The organism is Vogesella margarita, assembly GCF_028548475.1.
In the GTDB taxonomy this organism is placed as follows: domain Bacteria; phylum Pseudomonadota; class Gammaproteobacteria; order Burkholderiales; family Chromobacteriaceae; genus Vogesella; species Vogesella margarita.
Genome location: NZ_JAQQLE010000001.1, coordinates 301,463 through 317,964, shown reverse-complemented (window position 1 = coordinate 317,964; position 16,502 = coordinate 301,463). Strand labels below are relative to the sequence as shown.

The window sequence follows — 16,502 nt, the reverse complement described above, 5'->3', positions numbered from 1 at the left end:
CGCCCTTTTGTCATGACTCACGCCATCAGCATCGAGGCTGTCAGCAAACGCTTCGCGTCGCTGCAGGCCCTGGATAGCATCAGCTTCACGGTAGAGCACGGCGAGTTCTTCGCCCTGCTCGGCCCCAACGGCGCCGGCAAGACCACGCTGATTTCCGCCATGGCCGGGCTGTCGCGCGCCGACAGCGGCCGGATCCGCATCATGGGCCACGACACCGTGACCCAGACGCGTGACGCACGCATGAAGCTGGGCGTGGTGCCGCAGGAACTGGTGTTCGACCCGTTCTTCACCGTGCGCGAGACGCTGACCTTCCAGTCCGGCTATTTCGGCATCCGCCATAACGACGCCTGGGTCGACGAACTGCTCTACAAGCTGGGGCTGACCGACAAGGCCAACGTCAACATGCGCGCGCTGTCCGGTGGCATGAAACGGCGGGTGATGGTGGCGCAGGCGCTGGTGCACCGCCCGCCGGTGATCGTGCTGGATGAACCCACCGCCGGCGTCGATGTCGAACTGCGCCAGAGCCTGTGGGCGTTCGTGAAGGAACTCAACGCCGCCGGCCACACCATCGTGCTGACCACCCACTATCTGGAAGAAGCCGAGGCGCTGTGCAGCCGCATCGCGATGATGAAAAAAGGCCGGCTGATCGCGCTGGAGAACAAGGACACCCTGCTGTCGCGCAGCGCGGCGCGCGAAGTGTCGCTGCAGCTGTCGGGGCCGCTACCGGCCAGCCTGCAGCCGCTGAGCCTGCGCCAGCAGGACGGCCGCCACATCCTGGCGCTGCCGGATATTGCCAAACTGGAGCAGGTATTGAGCGAACTGAGGTTGGCCGCAGTGGAAGTACGCGAGCTGTCGGTACACGAAACCGACCTGGAACAGGTCTTCGTCAAGCTGATGCACGGAGGACAACTCTGATGTACGGCTTCATTACCCTGTTCAAGAAGGAAATCCTGCGTTTCTGGAAGGTCGGCTTCCAGACGGTGATGGCGCCGGTACTGACCGCGCTGCTGTACCAGTTGATCTTCTCGCACGTGCTGTCGCAACACGTCGAGGCTTATCCCGGCGTCAGCTACACCGCCTTCCTGATCCCTGGCCTCGCGATGATGTCGATGGCACAGAACGCGTTCGCCAACAGCTCGTCCAGCCTGATCCAGTCCAAGATCACCGGCAACATCGTGTTCCTGCTGCTGCCGCCGATCAGCGCGCCGGCCTTCTTTGGCGCCTACCTGCTGGCATCCGTCGTGCGCGGGCTGGTGGTCGGCGCCGGCGTGCTGCTGGTCACCGCCTGGTTCGGCCTGCCGCTGCCGGCGCAGCCGCTGTGGCTGCTGGCCTTTGCCGTGCTCGGCTGCGGCGTGCTCGGCACGCTGGGCATCATGGCCGGCATCTGGGCCGACAAGTTCGACCAGCTGGCCGCGTTCCAGAACTTCCTGATCATGCCGCTGACCTTCCTGTCCGGCGTGTTCTACTCTATCAACAGCCTGCCGCCGCTATGGCGCAGCGTCTCCCACCTCAACCCGGTGTTCTACATGATCGACGGCTTCCGCTACGGTTTCTTCGGCCAGGCCGACGTGTCGCCGTGGCTGTCGCTGGCGGTGGTCGGCGGCTGCTTCGTCGCGCTATCGCTGTGGGTGATGCGGCTGATCGCGAGCGGCTACAAGCTTCGCCATTGAGCGGCGGCACTCTGCGTGCCGCGCCATGACAACATAAAGACAGGAACCAAAATGGTAAGTGCAGACTATATCAAGGAAGTCATTCTCGCCGGTCTCCCCTGCGACTACATCGACGTGCAGGGCGACGACGGCACCCACTTCAACGCCGTGATCGTCAGCGCGGAATTCTCCGGCCGCAATCGCGTCCAGCGCCACCAGCTGGTGTACCAGGCCCTCGGCGACCGCATGCGCGCCGAGATTCACGCACTGGGAATGAAGACACTCAGCCCGGAAGAATGGGCGCAGCAACAAGGCTAAATCACGAAAATGGAAAAACTGGTCATTCAAGGCGGCAACGGCCCGCTCAACGGTGAAATCCGTGTTTCCGGCGCCAAGAACGCCGCCCTGCCCATCCTGTGCGCCGGCCTGTTGACCGCCGACACGCTGAAGCTCACCAACGTGCCGATGCTGCGCGACGTGGCCACCACGCAAAAGCTGCTGCAAGGCATGGGCGTGCGCGTGATGACCGACAACGTGCACGAGTTCGAGATCACTGCGGCCAACCTTGACACCCTGGTGGCACCGTACGACCTGGTGAAAACCATGCGCGCGTCCATCCTGGTGCTGGGCCCGACGCTGGCCCGCTTCGGCGAGGCCACCGTGTCCCTGCCCGGCGGCTGCGCCATCGGCTCGCGCCCGGTGGAGCAGCACATCAAGGGCATGGTCGCCATGGGCGCCGAGATCTCCATCGAGCACGGCTACGTCAAGGCGCGCGCCAAGAAACTGCGCGGCGCCCACATCGTGATGGACATGGTCACCGTCGGCGGCACAGAAAACCTGATGATGGCGGCGGTGCTGGCCGAAGGCACCACCATCCTGGAAAACGCCGCGCGCGAGCCGGAAGTGGTCGACCTCGCCCACTGCCTGGTGGCGATGGGCGCCAAGATCCAGGGCATCGGCAGCGACAAGCTGGTCATCGAGGGCGTCGAGCGCCTGCACGGCGCCGAACACGCGATCATGCCAGACCGCATCGAGGCCGGCACCTTCCTCGTCGCCGGTGCCATGACCCAGGGCCACGTGGTGCTGCGCAATGCCGCGCCGCGCAGCATGGACGTGATCCTCGACAAGCTGACCGAAACCGGCGCCGTGATCGAGTGTGGCGACGACTGGATCTCGCTGGATATGAAGCGCCGCCCGAAAGCGGTCAACGTGCGCACCCTGCCGCATCCGGCCTTCCCGACCGACATGCAGGCGCAGATGATGACGCTGAACACCATCGCCGACGGCGCGGCGGTGATGACCGAGACCATCTTCGAGAACCGCTTCATGCACGTGCCGGAGCTGAACCGCATGGGTGCCAACATCGAGGTGGAAGGCAACACCGCCATCGTCAAGGGCGTGGAGAAGCTGTCCGGCGCCACCGTGATGGCCACCGATCTGCGCGCCTCCGCCAGCCTGGTGATCGCCGGCCTCGCCGCCGAGGGCGAGACCATCGTCGACCGCATCTACCACCTGGATCGCGGCTACGAGCACATCGAAGCCAAGCTCAATGCCGTCGGTGCCAACATCACCCGCGTCGCGAGCTAAATATTAAACAGCCACACCACCGCCGTGACTGCCCCCGCAGTTACGGCGGTTTTTTATGCGCATTGATGTTTAATAAAACTGTTGCACAAACGTCATTTACCGCATCTTAATTTAAAATATTAAACACTCGTCGCTTTATCTTCCGCCTCGCCGCCCCCTATCATCAGCCGACCCGCTCCACTACAAACCGCTGCAGCGACAAGGAAGACCATGTTCGACACCATCAAGGCCAAGCTGCTGCTCGGCACCGGCCTGCTCGTACTCGGCGGCTTCGGCCTGATCATCGGCGTCAACGCCCGCCTCTCCGCGCAACAGGCGGAACAGCACGTGCTGGCGGCCACCCGCCTGCTGGCCGCCAACGAAGCCGCCAAGCTCAACCAGCGCCTGGAAGCCGCCTACACCACCGCCAAGGACCTCGCCGCCTACGCGCTGGTGCTCAAGCGCGCTGCACCCGCCAATGCCCGCGCGCTGGCCGGCGCCCACACCCGCCTGCTGATGCAGACCAACCCGCAGGCCATCGGCGTGTTCCTCGGCTGGGAGCCGAACGCGCTGGACGGCCGCGACAGCGAGCTGGCCGGCCAGCCGGAAAACGGCGCCAGCGGCCGCGCCGGCAGCTACTGGTTCCGCAAGGGCGGCAAGGAGGATGTGGTGTGGGGCTCGGAGGACACCGACGGCAGCGAGTACTACGACGGCCCCAAGCACAGCCTGCAGCCGGTACTGACCGAGCCGTACGAGGATCACGACATCAAGGTGCTGATGGCGACGCTGTCCTACCCCATCGTCGATGACGGCCGCTTTGTCGGCGTCGCCGGTCTCGACTTCAGCCTGGAGCAGTTGCAGGCGGTCGCCGCCGCGATCAGGCCCTACGGCAGCGGCTTCATGACCATCTACTCCGGCAACGGCATGGTGCTCGGTGCCGGCGACAAGGCGCTGGTCGGCAAGGCCGACGCGGGGCTGCCGGCAGCGGCGCGGCGCGCGATCCGCAGCGGCAGCAGCCTGCAGTACGTCGACGACGCGCAGGTGCTGCACTACATCGAGCCGATGCACGTCGGCAACATCCGCAACGCGTGGGCGGTGCGCATCTCGATTCCGCTGGAGCGCGCGCTGGCCGACAGCCGCGCCGCCACCCGCGACACCATCCTGTTCAGCCTCGGCGCGCTGCTGCTGATCCTGCTGGTGCTCGCCGCGCTGCTGCGGCGGCTGACCACGCCGCTGACGCGGCTGCAGCAGGCACTGAGCGCACTGGCTACCGGCGACGGCGACCTCACCCGCGAGCTGGCGATCCGCGGCCGCGACGAGATCGGCGCCTCCGCCGGCGCCTTCAACCATTTCAGCCAGTCGCTGCGGCAGATGCTGCTGGAGGTACGCGAACGGGTCGGCGCCGTGCATCACGCCACCCGGGCGCTAGCCGGCGAAACCGGCGACATCAGCGCCCGCTCGCAGCAGCAATCGGTGGCCGCCACCGCCACCGCCGCCGCCATCGAGCAGCTGTCGGTCAGCATCAGCCACATCGCCGACTCCGCCCGCGTCGCCGAAGACAGCGTGCGCGAGGCCGGCCAGGAGGCGGAACAGGTCGCCGACAGCGTGCACGCCACCGCCAGCGGGATCGCGGGCATCGCCGACACCATCCGCCAGCTCGGCAGCGTGCTGCTCGGGCTGGAGCAGCGTGCCGGCCAGATCAGCCACGTGGTGCAGGTGATCCGCGACATCGCCGAGCAGACCAACCTGCTGGCACTGAACGCGGCGATCGAGGCCGCCCGCGCCGGCGAGCAGGGGCGCGGCTTCGCCGTGGTCGCCGACGAGGTGCGCAAGCTGGCCGAGCGCAGCGCCGGCGCCACCGTGGAAATCGCCGCCAGCATCCGCCAGGTGCAGGACGAGACCCGCAACGCCAACGACAGCATGAACGCCGCCATCCGCCAGGTGGAAACCGGCGTGCAGCAGGCGGAGCGCGCCGCCGCCGCCATCTCCGGCATCCACCACCACAACCGGCAGGTGATGCGCACCGTGGCCGGCATTGCCAGCGCCACCGCCCAGCAGTCCGGCGCCAGCCACGACATCGCGCGCAACGTGGCGCAGATCCACGACATGATAGACGGCACCGACCGCTCGGTACTGCACGCCAGCCACGCCACCGGGCAGCTGCGCCAGCTGGCGGACGAGCTGCAGCAGCGCATCGAACGCTTCAAGCTGTAATCGCACAAGGTTGGCCGCAAGGGCTTGCGGCCAACCTTGGCCATGAAAAAACCGGCAGGCCCGTGGGGCGCTGCCGGTTGTCGTGTCAGCTCACACGACGCTCAGTGGCCGTCGAACGAGCACACGGTGAACAGCGGGATGTTCAGATCGCGCATCAGCTCGCCGCCGCCCAGCTCCGGCAGCTCGATGATGCCGGCAGTCTCGACCACCTCGGCGCCCAGGCGCTGCAGCAGCTTGTAGCCGGCCATCATGGTGCCGCCGGTGGCGATCAGGTCGTCGATCAGCACCACGCGGTCGCCCGGCTTCACCGCGTCGGTATGCATCTCCACGGTGGCGTTGCCGTACTCCAGCTCGTACTCCTCGGCCACGGTGGTGAACGGCAGCTTGCCCTTCTTGCGGATGGGCACGAAGCCGACGTTCAGCTCGTAGGCCAGCACCGAGCCGATGATGAAGCCGCGCGCGTCCAGCCCCGCCACCACGTCGATGCGCTCGCCCATATAGCGGTGCACGAAGATGTCGATCAGCATGCGGAAGGTTTTCGGGTTCTGCAGCAGCGGCGTGATGTCGCGGAACATCACCCCTTCGCTCGGCCAGTTCGGTACGGTACGGATCCAGCCCTTCAGGTAACTGGCGTAGTCCAGATTGCTCAGGTTTTCCATCAATTCGGTGCCTTAGTGGAAGAATGCCAGTTTCACGACCCACAGTACGGCAATCACCAGTACCGCCGGCTTCAGGTCGGCAAAGCGGCCGGCCAGGATCTTGATCACGGCGTAGCTGATGAAGCCGAAGGCGATGCCGTCGGCAATGGAGAAGGTGAACGGCATCGCCACCGCGGTCATCACCGCCGGCGCCGATTCGGTCAGGTCGTCCCAGTCGATCTCGGCCAGGCCGCGCGTCATCAGCACCGCGACGTAGCACAGCGCGGGCGCGGTGGCGTAGGCCGGGACGGTCTTCGCCAGCGGCGAGATCCACAGGCAGGCGAGGAACAGGATGGCCACCACCAGCGCGGTGAGGCCGGTACGGCCGCCGACGGCGGTGCCCGCTGCCGATTCAATATAGGCGGTGGTGGACGAGGTGCCCATCGCCGCGCCGGCGGTAATGGCGATCGAGTCGGCCATCAGCGCGCGCTTCAGGCGCGGCAGCTTGCCGTCCTTGTCCAAGAGGCCGGCACGGTGCGACACGCCGACCAGGGTGCCGGTGGTGTCGAACAGGTCGACGAAGAAGAACACGAAGATCACGCCCAGGAGGCCGGCACTCATCGCGCCCTGCAGATCCATGTGCATGAAGGTCGGCGCCATGCTCGGCACCGGCGCCACCACGCCTTCGAAATTGGACAGCCCCAGCACCACCGACAGCACCGTCACCGCCAGGATGCCGATGATGATGGAGCCATGCACGCGGCGGTATTCCAGCGCCACGATGATGAAGAAGCCGAGGATGGCGAGCAGCACTTTCGGGTCGTGCAGGTTGCCCAGCGTCACCAGCGTGGCCGGATGATCAGCCACCACGCCGGCATTCTTCAGCGCGATGATGGCGAGGAACAGGCCGACACCGGCCGAGATCGCGAACTTCAGCGACTGCGGAATGGCGTTGACGATGGCCTCGCGCACCTTGAACAGGCTCACCGCCAGGAACACGATGCCGGAGATGAACACCGCACCCAGCGCCGCCTGCCACGGCACGCCCATGCCCTGCACCACGGTGAAGGTGAAGTAGGCGTTCAGGCCCATGCCCGGTGCCAGCGCGATCGGATAGTTGGCGACCAGCGCCATGATGCCGGTGCCCAGCGCCGCCGCAAGGCAGGTGGCCACGAAGACGGCGTTGAAATCCATACCGGTGAGCGACAGGATCGCCGGGTTGACGATGACGATGTAGGCCATGGTCAGGAAGGTGGTAAAGCCGGCGATGACCTCCGTTTTCACGTCGGTGCCGTGCTCTTTCAGCTTGAAAAAGCTTTCCAGCAGCATTTTGTGCTCCCTCAAAATACGCAGACAAGTTTCTGGCAAAGCGGGCGATTTTAACTGAAACGCCTGTTTCACGCTCGGCGAGATGGGCGCCGGGTGTGGCACTTAACCAATCAATGGTCGTTGTGGTATCCTGAAATATTATTTTCGATCGTTGGCAGGAAGCCTCATGTCGCAAACAAACGGCACGATTTTCATCGTGGTCGCCCCGTCCGGCGCCGGTAAAACCACCCTGGTCGGCGCGCTGCTGCAAGCCGAACCCGGTGTCGAACTGTCCGTGTCCTATACCACCCGCGCCCCGCGCGCCGGTGAGGAAAACGGCAGGCACTACCACTTTACCGATCGCGCCACGTTCGAAGACATGATCGCCGCCGGCGATTTCCTCGAGTACGCCGAGGTCTACGGCAACTACTACGGCACCAGCAAGCGCTGGCTGCGCGAAAGGTTGGCCGCAGGCCGCGACATCCTGCTGGAGATCGACTGGCAGGGCGCGCGCCAGGTGCGCGAGGTATTCCCGGACGCGGTGTCGGTATTCATCCTGCCGCCGTCGATCGAGGTACTGGAAGCCCGCCTGCGCGGCCGCGCCACCGACAGCGAGGAGGTCATCACCCGTCGCCTGTCCGAAGCGCGCGCCGAGATCGATCAGGTTGCCGAGTACGACTACCTGATCGTCAACGATGATTTCGAACAGGCACGCCTGGACCTGATCAGTGTCATCCGCAGCCAGCGCCTGCGCGGCGAGCGGCAATGCCTTCGCCATCAGGCCGCGATTGCCGCAATGCAGACGCTGGCCTGATACTTGCGAATCCGCCGCAATAACCCCATTATTTTTTGCATCACCTTCTCGGGAGACCACCTTCATGGCCCGCATTACCGTTGACGACTGCCTGGACCGTATCCAGAACCGCTTTGACCTGACCCTGGCCGCCTCCTACCGCGCCCGCCAGGTTGCCTCCGGCGCCACCACCTTTGTGGATCAGGGCCGCAACAAGCCGACCGTGGTCGCACTGCGCGAAATCGCCGCCGGCCACATCGGCCGCGAGATCCTGACCCGCAACAAGTCGTAAGCCGCAAATATGAGCCAGGACAGCGCCGCCGAACACATCGACTACAACGCCCTCGTTGACGCCGAGGCGGCGGCCCTGTTCGACGCGGCCAACCAGTACCTGCGCCCGGAGGACGTGCAGCTGCTGCGGCAGGCATTCGCCACCGCACGCGAGGCACACGAGGGCCAGACCCGCAAGAGCGGCGAGCCTTATATCACCCACCCGCTGGCGGTGGCGGCGATGCTCACCGACTGGCGCCTTGATGCGCAAGGGTTGGCCGCAGCGCTGATGCACGACGTGCTGGAAGACACCGGCGTCAGCAAGCCGACGCTGAGCGAGAAGTTCGGCCGCACCATCGCCGACCTGGTCGACGGCCTGTCCAAGCTGGAGCGGCTGGAATACCAGACCAAGGAATCGGCACAGGCGGAAAACTTCCGCAAGATGGTGCTGGCGATGGCGCGCGACATCCGTGTCATCATCGTCAAGCTCGCCGACCGGCTGCACAATATGCGCACCCTCGACGCGATGCGCGAGGACAAGCGCCAGCGCATCGCGCTGGAAACGCTGGAAATCTACGCGCCGATCGCCAACCGCATCGGTCTGAACAAGGTCTATCGCGAGCTGCAGGACCTGGCGTTCAAGCACCTGCACCCGCACCGCTACAGCGTGCTGTCCAAGGCGGTACGCGCCGCGCGCGGCAACCGCCGCGAAGTGGTCAACAAGATTCTGCAGGCCGTCACCCAGAAACTGGGCGAGGCCAATATCGAGGCCACCATCAAGGGCCGCGAGAAAAACCTGTACAGCATCTACAAGAAGATGCAGGAGAAGCACCTGTCGTTTTCCGAGGTGCTGGACATCTACGGCTTCCGCATCGTGGTCAAGGACAACGCCAGCTGCTACCTGACGCTGGGCGCGCTGCACAGCCTGTACAAGCCCATCCCCGGCAAGTTCAAGGACTACATCGCCATCCCCAAGGGCAACGGTTACCAGAGCCTGCACACCACCCTGTTCGGCCCTTACGGCACGCCGGTGGAAATGCAGATCCGCACCCAGGAGATGAACGCCGTCGCCGAGGCCGGCGTCGCCTCGCACTGGATGTACAAGTCCGGCGATGCCAGCATCGATGCCGCCAAGCAGCGCACCCACCAGTGGCTGCAGAGCATCCTCGACATGCAGGAAGAAAGCGAAGACGCGATCGAATTCCTGGAACACATCAAGATCGACCTGTTCCCGGATGAAGTCTACGTCTTCACCCCCAAGGGCAAGATCATGGTGCTGCCGCAAGGCTCCACCCCGGTCGACTTTGCCTACGCGGTACACACCGACATCGGCCACCGCTGCATCGCCGGTCGCGTCAATTTCAACCTGGTACCGCTGCGCACCGTGCTGCGCAACGGCGACACCGTCGAGATCATCACCTCGACCCAGGCCAAGCCGAACCCGTCGTGGCTCAATTTCGTGCAGAGCGGCCGCGCCCGCTCCGGCATCCGCAACTACCTGAAAACGCTGCAGCAGAAGGACGCGGTGCAGCTGGGCGAAAAGCTGCTGCGCCAGGCCGCCAGCGCGCTGTCGCCGACACCGCTGGACATCTCGCCCAAGCTGGAAGAAAGCCTGCTGCATGCACTGGGCGAACGCCAGCGCAGCTTCAACGATCTGCTCGCCGACATCGGCACCGGCAAACAGCTGGCGATCGTGATCGCACGCAAGCTGTTCGAGTTGTCCGGCGAACAGCTGGGCCAGACCCCGGAGGTCGGCCCGGTCACCATCCGCGGCAACGAGGGCGGCGCGGTACAGCTGTCCAGCTGCTGCAATCCGATCCCGGGCGACGCCATCATCGGCGTGATCAGCAAGGGCCAGGGCCTGCTGGTACACCGCAAGGGCTGCGGCAACGCCGCGCGCATCGATCCGGAAAAGCTGCTGGAAGTGAACTGGGAGCCGCAGAAAGACCGCATGTTCGGCGTCAACATCAGCGTGCTGGCACACAACCAGCGCGGTGCGCTGGCCGAAATCGCCTCTGCCATCTCGCACGCCTCGGCCAATATCGAAACGGTCGACACCCAGGAAAACCACGGTGGCGACGGCTTCATCCACATCCACTTCCGCCTGCAGGTCGACAACCTGACCCATCTGGAAAACGTGCTGACCGCGATCCAGCAGGTCCATGTCGTACAGCAGGCCGAACGACGCCAATAACCATGACCACGCTCATCATCAACGGCGAGACGCGCCAGTTTGACGAGATCGGCACGCTGGACGCGCTGATCGATACCCTCGACCTGCGCGGCAAGCGCATCGCCATCGAGCACAATGGCGAAATCGTGCCGCGCAGCCAGCATGCGCACACTCGCCTGAGCGATGGCGACATGCTGGAAGTCGTCGTTGCCGTTGGCGGCGGCTAACCCATTTCAAGGAGAAAGACACCGTGCAGGACGCTCTGACCATCGCAGGAAAATCCTATCAATCGCGACTGCTGGTAGGCACCGGCAAATACCGGGATTTCCAGCAGACCGCCGACGCCCTGGATGCCTCCGGCTGCGAAATCGTCACCGTCGCCATCCGCCGCGTCAACCTGGGACAGACGGCCGGCGAGCCGAACCTGCTGGACTTTCTGCCGAAAAACCGGTATACACTGCTGCCCAACACGGCGGGCTGCTACTCGGCAGACGACGCCGTGCGTACGCTGCGCCTGGCGCGCGAACTGCTGGACGACCACAGACTGGTCAAACTCGAAGTACTGGGCGACCCGAACAATCTGTATCCCAATATGCGCGAAACCCTGAAAGCCGCGGAAACGCTGGTGAAGGAAGGTTTCGATGTCATGGTGTACACCTCGGACGATCCGATTGCCGCACGCGAGCTGGAACAGATCGGCTGCTGCGCAATCATGCCGCTGGCCAGCCTGATCGGCTCCGGCATGGGCATCCTCAATCCGTGGAACCTGCAACTGATCATCGAACAGGCCAAGGTGCCTGTTCTGGTCGATGCCGGCGTCGGCACCGCATCCGATGCCGCCATCGGTATGGAATTAGGCTGTGACGGTGTGTTGATGAACACCGCCATCGCCGCAGCACAAGACCCCGTGCGTATGGCACGGGCAATGAAACTTGCTGTCGAAGCAGGCCGCGAAGCCCATCTGGCGGGCCGCATGCCTCGACGCTTTTATTCGGCGACTCCGTCTTCGCCACTCGAGGGGGTGATTTCTTCCCGCAAGGGATGATGCATTCAGGCACACAAATACCCTTTGCCCTGCATCAGGCTTTTACAAAAGCTACGACGTTGTTTACAATACTCATTTTCCTCGGGGCGGTTTTACGCCTCAAGCCAAGATTTTAAGGACCTTCGCTAAATGCCGAATATTCGCGTTAAAGAGAACGAGCCGTTCGAAGTTGCCATGCGTCGCTTCAAGCGCGCGATCGAAAAAACCGGTCTGCTGACCGAACTGCGCGCTCGTGAGTTCTACGAAAAGCCAACTGCAGAACGCAAGCGCAAGAAAGCGGCTGCCGTTAAGCGCCACTACAAGCGCATCCGCAGCCAGATGCTGCCACCGAAGCTGTACTAAGCTTCCCGGTTGTACGCATGAAGACCGCAGGCCTGTCCTGCGGTTTTGCCATTTATACGTTGGCCGCACGCGGCCAACGTTTCTCCCCCAAGTACGGACACGATCATGAGCCTGAAAGCACGCATCCAAGACGACATGAAATCGGCGATGAAAGCCCGCGAAACCGAACGCCTGGCCGCCATCCGCCTGCTGATGGCCGCCATCAAGCAAAAGGAAGTCGACGAGCGTGTCGAGCTGGACGATGCTGCCATCACCGCGGTGGTCGACAAGATGCTGAAACAGCGCCGTGACTCGATCAGCCAGTACGAAGCCGCCCAACGCCAGGATCTGGCCGACAAGGAAAAGGCGGAAATGGCCGTACTGATGGCCTACCTGCCGCAGCAGCTGAGCGAGGCCGAGATCGACACCATGATCGAGGGCGCCATCCTCAGCAGCGGTGCCGCCGGCATGCAGGACATGGGCAAGGTGATGGCACTGCTGAAGCCGCACATGGCCGGCCGCGCCGACATGGCCGCCGTCTCCGCCCGCATCAAGGCAAAGCTGGCAGGCTGATCCCCGCCGGATGATCCCGCAGGATTTCATCGACCAGTTGCTGTCCCGCGTCGACATCGTCGACGTGGTGGATCGTTACGTCCCGCTGAAAAAGGCCGGCCAGAACTACATGGCCTGCTGCCCGTTCCACAAGGAAAAATCGCCGTCCTTCACCGTTAGCCCGAGCAAGCAGTTCTACCACTGCTTCGGCTGCGGAGCGCACGGCTCCGCCATCGGCTTCGTGATGGAGTACCAGGGGCTGCCCTTTGTCGACGCGGTGAAGATGCTGGCCGAAGGCATCGGCCTGCCGGTGCCGGAAGAGCGTGCGGCCAACCCCGAGGCCAGCCGCGCGGCGCGCGAGAAGAAGCTGTCGCTGGAGGGCGCGCTGGAACAGGCCGCCCGCTACTACAAGCAGCAGCTGAAGCAGGCTCCGGTCGCCATCGACTACCTGAAGGGACGCGGCCTGACCGGTGAAATTGCTGCCCGCTTTGCCCTGGGCTACGCCCCGGACAACCGGCAGAACCTGGCCAGCGTGTTTCCCGAATACCTGAGCCCGGTCCTGGCCGAGTGCGGCCTGGTCATCGACGCCGAGGACGGCGGCCGCCGCTACGACCGCTTCCGCGAACGGGTGATGTTCCCGATCCGCAACCAGCGCGGCGGCATCATCGGTTTCGGCGGCCGCATCCTGTCGAAAGACAAGGCGCCGAATGCGCCGAAATACCTGAACTCGCCGGAAACGCCGCTGTTCGAAAAGGGCCGCGAGCTGTACGGCCTGTACGAGGCGCGCCAGGCGATCCGCGACGCGAACGCCGTGCTGGTGGTGGAAGGCTATATGGACGTGGTGGCGCTGGCACAGTACGGTGTGGCGTACGCGGTGGCCACCCTCGGCACCGCCACCACCGGCGAACACGTGCGCAAGCTGCTGCGCCACGCCGATCACGTCTACTTCTGCTTCGACGGCGACAAGGCCGGCCAGAAGGCGGCGTGGCGGGCGCTGGAAAACAGCCTGCCGCAGCTGGTAGACGGCAAGGCACTGCACTTCCTGTTCCTGCCGCAGGAGCACGACCCCGACAGCTACATCCGCGAGTTCGGCCGCGAGGCCTTCGAGGCCGCGCTGAAAGAGCAAAGCGTGCCGCTGTCGGCGTATTTCACCCAGGAACTGACCGCCCGCGTCGACATGAGCACCCCGGAAGGGCGTGCCGATCTGGTTCGTCAGGCCAAGCCTCTTTTGGAACAGATTGCCGCCCCCACCTTGGGCTATATCATTAAAAAGAGGCTGGCCGAACTGGCCGGCATGGATGTCGACGAGTTTGACATGCTGACCGGACACAGCCGTCCGGAGCGCAAGGGTCGTCGCGATTACCAGCTACCTGAGCAGTCGAACCGTCCCGGCAGCAGCTCGATGGTTCGCAAGCAGATCAAGTGGCTATTGATGAACCCCGCGTGGGCGCACGATGTCATCGTAAGTGACAACCGGCCCTACGAAAACGAGATGGCCACCCTGGTAGCCATCGTGGAAGCAATACAGGCCAGTGACAGCGAACTGACGACAGCACGACTGGCAGAATTTTTCCGGCACAGCCCACACGAGCTCACGATCGACTCCGTCCTGTTGGACACCATGCGCGAACCCGAAGAATTCTCCAACCCGGATCAGAATGACCGCGAAAACTTCCGGCTGGGCTTCATCCGCCTGACCGACCGTTACGACGACGACCTGATCTCCAGCCTGTCGGCCAAAGGCTACGAACACCTGAGCAGCGAGGAATTACAACTGCTGCGTACCCTGCTTGCCAGGAAGCTGGCGCCCTCCGGCGCCCCTCCCCGCAACGGGTGATACCGAGTTGTGATATAATCAATTGTTTTTTTCGGCTTTTTTTGAGCAGGAAACCAAATGGCGGCTTCTCCCGACATCAAGAAACAGAATAACGAACCGGCAACCGAGCCAATGAGCATCGAAGAGCAGCGCAAGCGGCTTCGTATGCTCATTGCCTTGGGCAAAGAGCGTGGCTATCTCACCTACGCCGAGATCAACGACCACCTGCCCGAGGATGTCTCCGACACCGAGCAGATCGAGAACATCGTCACCATGATCGGCGGCCTGGGTATCCAGGTCTATGACGAGGCACCGGACGCGGAAACCCTGCTGATGTCCGACTCGACGCCGGCGGTGGCCGACGAGGACGCGGTGGAAGAAGCGGAAGCCGCGCTGTCGTCCGTGGATGCCGAGTTCGGCCGCACCACCGACCCGGTGCGCATGTACATGCGCGAAATGGGCTCGGTCGAACTGCTGACCCGCGAAGGCGAAATCGTCATCGCCAAGCGCATCGAGGAAGGCCTGAAGAACATGATCCAGGCGATCTCGGCGTGCCCGGGATCGGTTGCCCAGGTGCTGGACCTGATCGCCAAGGTCGAAGCCGGCGAGATGCGCATCGACGAGATCATCGAAGGCATCATCGACCCGAACGCGGAAGAAGCCACCGAAGAGGTACCGTTCACCGAGCCGGCCTCCGACGAGGAGCTGGACGAGGACGAGGAAGAAGAAAGCGAAGAGGACGAAGAGGCCAACCAGGCACGCATCAACGAAGCCAATCTGGAAGAGTTGAAGCAACAGGCCCTGCTCCACTTCGCCGAAGTGCGTACCCTCTACGACCAGCTGCTGAAGGCACTCGACAAGCACGGTTTCGGCAGCAAGCAGTACAACGAAGTACAGGACGCGATTTCCGCGCAGTTCATGCTGGTGCGTTTCTCCACCCGCCAGATCGAAAGCCTGTGCGAGAGCCTGCGCAACAGCGTCAACGACATCCGCAAGCTGGAACGCGAAATCCTCGACATCTGTGTCAGCCGTGTGCGCATGGACCGCAAGCACTTCGTCAGCCAGTTCCCGGGCAACGAATGCAACCCGGATTGGGTCGAGCGTGAAATCGCGGCCGGCAAGCCGTGGTCCGACGTGCTGTCGCGCTTCAAGTACGCGATCATCGAGAAGCAGGGCAAGATTGCCGAGCTGCAGACCCTGTCGATGCTGACCATCAACGAGCTGAAGGAAATCAATCGCCAGATGTCGTCCGGCGAGACCAAGGCTCGCCTGGCCAAGCGCGAAATGATCGAGGCCAACCTGCGTCTGGTGATCTCCATCGCCAAGAAGTACACCAACCGCGGTCTGCAGTTCCTCGACCTGATCCAGGAAGGTAACATCGGCCTGATGAAGGCGGTGGACAAGTTCGAATACCGTCGCGGCTACAAGTTCTCGACCTACGCCACCTGGTGGATCCGTCAGGCGATTACCCGTTCCATCGCCGACCAGGCACGTACCATCCGCATTCCGGTACACATGATCGAAACCATCAACAAGATGAATCGTATCAGCCGTCAGATCCTGCAGGAGACCGGTCGCGAACCCGACCCGGCCGAACTGGCAGAAAAGATGGAAATGCCGGAAGACAAGATCCGCAAGATCATGAAGATTTCCAAAGAGCCGATCTCGATGGAAACCCCGATCGGCGACGATGACGACTCCCATCTGGGCGACTTCATCGAGGACTCGGTTACCGTGGCACCGGCGGAAGCGGCGATGTACTCCAGCTTGCGCGACGCGACCAAGGAAGTCCTTGACTCGCTGACCCCGCGGGAAGCCAAGGTCCTGCGCATGCGTTTCGGTATCGACATGAATACCGACCACACCCTGGAAGAAGTCGGCAAGCAGTTTGACGTGACGCGTGAGCGGATTCGCCAGATCGAAGCCAAGGCGCTGCGCAAGCTGCGTCACCCGACCCGTTCCGAGCGCCTGCGCAGCTTCCTCGACAACGAACCGGGCAACCAGTAAGCCAATATCCTGCTATAATGGCCGCCGTTTGGGCCTTTAGCTCAGTTGGTTAGAGCAGAGGACTCATAATCCTTTGGTCGCGGGTTCGAGCCCCGCAGGGCCCACCACAAGAAATCAAGGACTTACAGTTCACGCTGTAAGTCCTTTTTC

At 63.5% G+C, this 16,502-nt stretch carries 16 protein-coding genes and 1 tRNA gene; 15 read left to right on the top strand and 2 right to left on the bottom strand.

Going from position 1 to position 16,502, the window contains the following annotated elements; translation table 11 throughout:
* Positions 1-12 precede the first annotated feature (12 nt).
* The 5 genes from PQU96_RS01575 (at position 13) to PQU96_RS01555 (ending at position 5,429) form a co-directional block, all read left to right on the top strand.
* A complete protein-coding gene (locus PQU96_RS01575) occupies positions 13-915 on the top strand; it encodes an ABC transporter ATP-binding protein (protein ID WP_272770524.1) in 903 nt (300 codons plus the stop codon).
* Complete coding sequence (locus tag PQU96_RS01570; RefSeq protein WP_272770523.1) at positions 915-1,670, top strand: ABC transporter permease; 756 nt, start codon at positions 915-917, stop codon at positions 1,668-1,670. Before PQU96_RS01575 ends, PQU96_RS01570 begins: the two co-directional genes overlap by 1 nt.
* 51 nt (positions 1,671-1,721) lie before the next feature.
* Positions 1,722-1,967: a BolA family protein gene (locus tag PQU96_RS01565; protein WP_047967806.1), complete on the top strand. Its 246-nt coding sequence runs from the start codon at positions 1,722-1,724 to the stop codon at positions 1,965-1,967.
* Positions 1,968-1,976: 9 nt separating this feature from the next.
* Positions 1,977-3,236 (top strand): UDP-N-acetylglucosamine 1-carboxyvinyltransferase, encoded by a 1,260-nt coding sequence (murA, locus tag PQU96_RS01560; protein ID WP_272770522.1) that lies wholly within the window; start codon positions 1,977-1,979, stop codon positions 3,234-3,236.
* Between the two features lie 210 nt (positions 3,237-3,446).
* Complete coding sequence (locus tag PQU96_RS01555) at positions 3,447-5,429, top strand: methyl-accepting chemotaxis protein (RefSeq protein WP_272770521.1); 1,983 nt, start codon at positions 3,447-3,449, stop codon at positions 5,427-5,429.
* A gap of 101 nt (positions 5,430-5,530) precedes the next feature.
* On the opposite strand, the gene PQU96_RS01550 is transcribed toward PQU96_RS01555, so the two are convergent.
* Together PQU96_RS01550 and PQU96_RS01545 are read right to left on the bottom strand one after the other, a co-directional pair.
* Positions 5,531-6,088, bottom strand: a complete 558-nt coding sequence (locus PQU96_RS01550; RefSeq protein ID WP_272770520.1) for an adenine phosphoribosyltransferase — start codon at positions 6,086-6,088, stop codon at positions 5,531-5,533.
* A 12-nt stretch (positions 6,089-6,100) separates the two neighbouring features.
* A complete protein-coding gene (locus PQU96_RS01545) occupies positions 6,101-7,396 on the bottom strand; it encodes an NCS2 family permease (protein ID WP_272770519.1) in 1,296 nt (431 codons plus the stop codon).
* A gap of 166 nt (positions 7,397-7,562) precedes the next feature.
* Between PQU96_RS01545 and gmk the strand changes: the two genes are divergently transcribed.
* The 10 genes from gmk (at position 7,563) to PQU96_RS01495 (ending at position 16,459) form a co-directional block, all read left to right on the top strand.
* The gene (gene gmk, locus PQU96_RS01540) at positions 7,563-8,189 is read left to right on the top strand and encodes a guanylate kinase (RefSeq protein WP_272770518.1); all 627 of its coding nucleotides are present in this window, start codon (positions 7,563-7,565) and stop codon (positions 8,187-8,189) included.
* A gap of 64 nt (positions 8,190-8,253) precedes the next feature.
* Entirely contained in the window at positions 8,254-8,460 is a 207-nt protein-coding gene (gene rpoZ / locus PQU96_RS01535; protein WP_189372897.1) for a DNA-directed RNA polymerase subunit omega, read from the top strand.
* A 9-nt stretch (positions 8,461-8,469) separates the two neighbouring features.
* Entirely contained in the window at positions 8,470-10,632 is a 2,163-nt protein-coding gene (locus PQU96_RS01530) for a RelA/SpoT family protein (RefSeq protein WP_272770517.1), read from the top strand.
* Between the two features lie 2 nt (positions 10,633-10,634).
* Positions 10,635-10,838: a sulfur carrier protein ThiS gene (thiS, locus tag PQU96_RS01525; RefSeq protein ID WP_272770516.1), complete on the top strand. Its 204-nt coding sequence runs from the start codon at positions 10,635-10,637 to the stop codon at positions 10,836-10,838.
* 23 nt (positions 10,839-10,861) lie between these two features.
* A complete protein-coding gene (locus tag PQU96_RS01520; protein ID WP_272770515.1) occupies positions 10,862-11,656 on the top strand; it encodes a thiazole synthase in 795 nt (264 codons plus the stop codon).
* Positions 11,657-11,785: 129 nt separating this feature from the next.
* Positions 11,786-11,998 carry a 30S ribosomal protein S21 gene (gene rpsU, locus PQU96_RS01515; RefSeq protein ID WP_047967786.1) on the top strand — a complete coding sequence of 71 codons (213 nt, stop codon included), beginning with the start codon at positions 11,786-11,788 and terminating at the stop codon, positions 11,996-11,998.
* A gap of 105 nt (positions 11,999-12,103) precedes the next feature.
* Positions 12,104-12,550, top strand: a complete 447-nt coding sequence (locus tag PQU96_RS01510) for a GatB/YqeY domain-containing protein (protein WP_272770514.1) — start codon at positions 12,104-12,106, stop codon at positions 12,548-12,550.
* 10 nt (positions 12,551-12,560) lie between these two features.
* On the top strand, positions 12,561-14,366 hold the full coding sequence (dnaG, locus tag PQU96_RS01505) for a DNA primase (protein ID WP_272770513.1): 1,806 nt from the start codon (positions 12,561-12,563) through the stop codon (positions 14,364-14,366).
* A 57-nt stretch (positions 14,367-14,423) separates the two neighbouring features.
* Positions 14,424-16,352 carry an RNA polymerase sigma factor RpoD gene (gene rpoD, locus PQU96_RS01500; protein WP_272770512.1) on the top strand — a complete coding sequence of 643 codons (1,929 nt, stop codon included), beginning with the start codon at positions 14,424-14,426 and terminating at the stop codon, positions 16,350-16,352.
* Positions 16,353-16,382: 30 nt separating this feature from the next.
* A tRNA-Ile gene (locus PQU96_RS01495) sits at positions 16,383-16,459 on the top strand.
* The last annotated feature ends 43 nt before the right edge of the window (positions 16,460-16,502 follow it).

Excerpts from the sequence above, each read along its gene's own strand:
- rpsU (WP_047967786.1), top strand. The coding sequence starts at position 11,786 with ATGCCGAATATTCGCGTTAAAGAGAACGAGCCGTTCGAAGTTGCCATG.
- PQU96_RS01565 (WP_047967806.1), top strand. The coding sequence starts at position 1,722 with ATGGTAAGTGCAGACTATATCAAGGAAGTCATTCTCGCCGGTCTCCCC.
- thiS (WP_272770516.1), top strand. The coding sequence starts at position 10,635 with ATGACCACGCTCATCATCAACGGCGAGACGCGCCAGTTTGACGAGATC.
- PQU96_RS01510 (WP_272770514.1), top strand. The coding sequence starts at position 12,104 with ATGAGCCTGAAAGCACGCATCCAAGACGACATGAAATCGGCGATGAAA.
- gmk (WP_272770518.1), top strand. The coding sequence starts at position 7,563 with ATGTCGCAAACAAACGGCACGATTTTCATCGTGGTCGCCCCGTCCGGC.
- PQU96_RS01575 (WP_272770524.1), top strand. The coding sequence starts at position 13 with ATGACTCACGCCATCAGCATCGAGGCTGTCAGCAAACGCTTCGCGTCG.
- PQU96_RS01550 (WP_272770520.1), bottom strand. The coding sequence starts at position 6,088 with ATGGAAAACCTGAGCAATCTGGACTACGCCAGTTACCTGAAGGGCTGG.
- PQU96_RS01555 (WP_272770521.1), top strand. The coding sequence starts at position 3,447 with ATGTTCGACACCATCAAGGCCAAGCTGCTGCTCGGCACCGGCCTGCTC.
- PQU96_RS01545 (WP_272770519.1), bottom strand. The coding sequence starts at position 7,396 with ATGCTGCTGGAAAGCTTTTTCAAGCTGAAAGAGCACGGCACCGACGTG.
- dnaG (WP_272770513.1), top strand. The coding sequence starts at position 12,561 with ATGATCCCGCAGGATTTCATCGACCAGTTGCTGTCCCGCGTCGACATC.
- rpoZ (WP_189372897.1), top strand. The coding sequence starts at position 8,254 with ATGGCCCGCATTACCGTTGACGACTGCCTGGACCGTATCCAGAACCGC.
- PQU96_RS01570 (WP_272770523.1), top strand. The coding sequence starts at position 915 with ATGTACGGCTTCATTACCCTGTTCAAGAAGGAAATCCTGCGTTTCTGG.
- PQU96_RS01530 (WP_272770517.1), top strand. The coding sequence starts at position 8,470 with ATGAGCCAGGACAGCGCCGCCGAACACATCGACTACAACGCCCTCGTT.
- murA (WP_272770522.1), top strand. The coding sequence starts at position 1,977 with ATGGAAAAACTGGTCATTCAAGGCGGCAACGGCCCGCTCAACGGTGAA.
- rpoD (WP_272770512.1), top strand. The coding sequence starts at position 14,424 with ATGGCGGCTTCTCCCGACATCAAGAAACAGAATAACGAACCGGCAACC.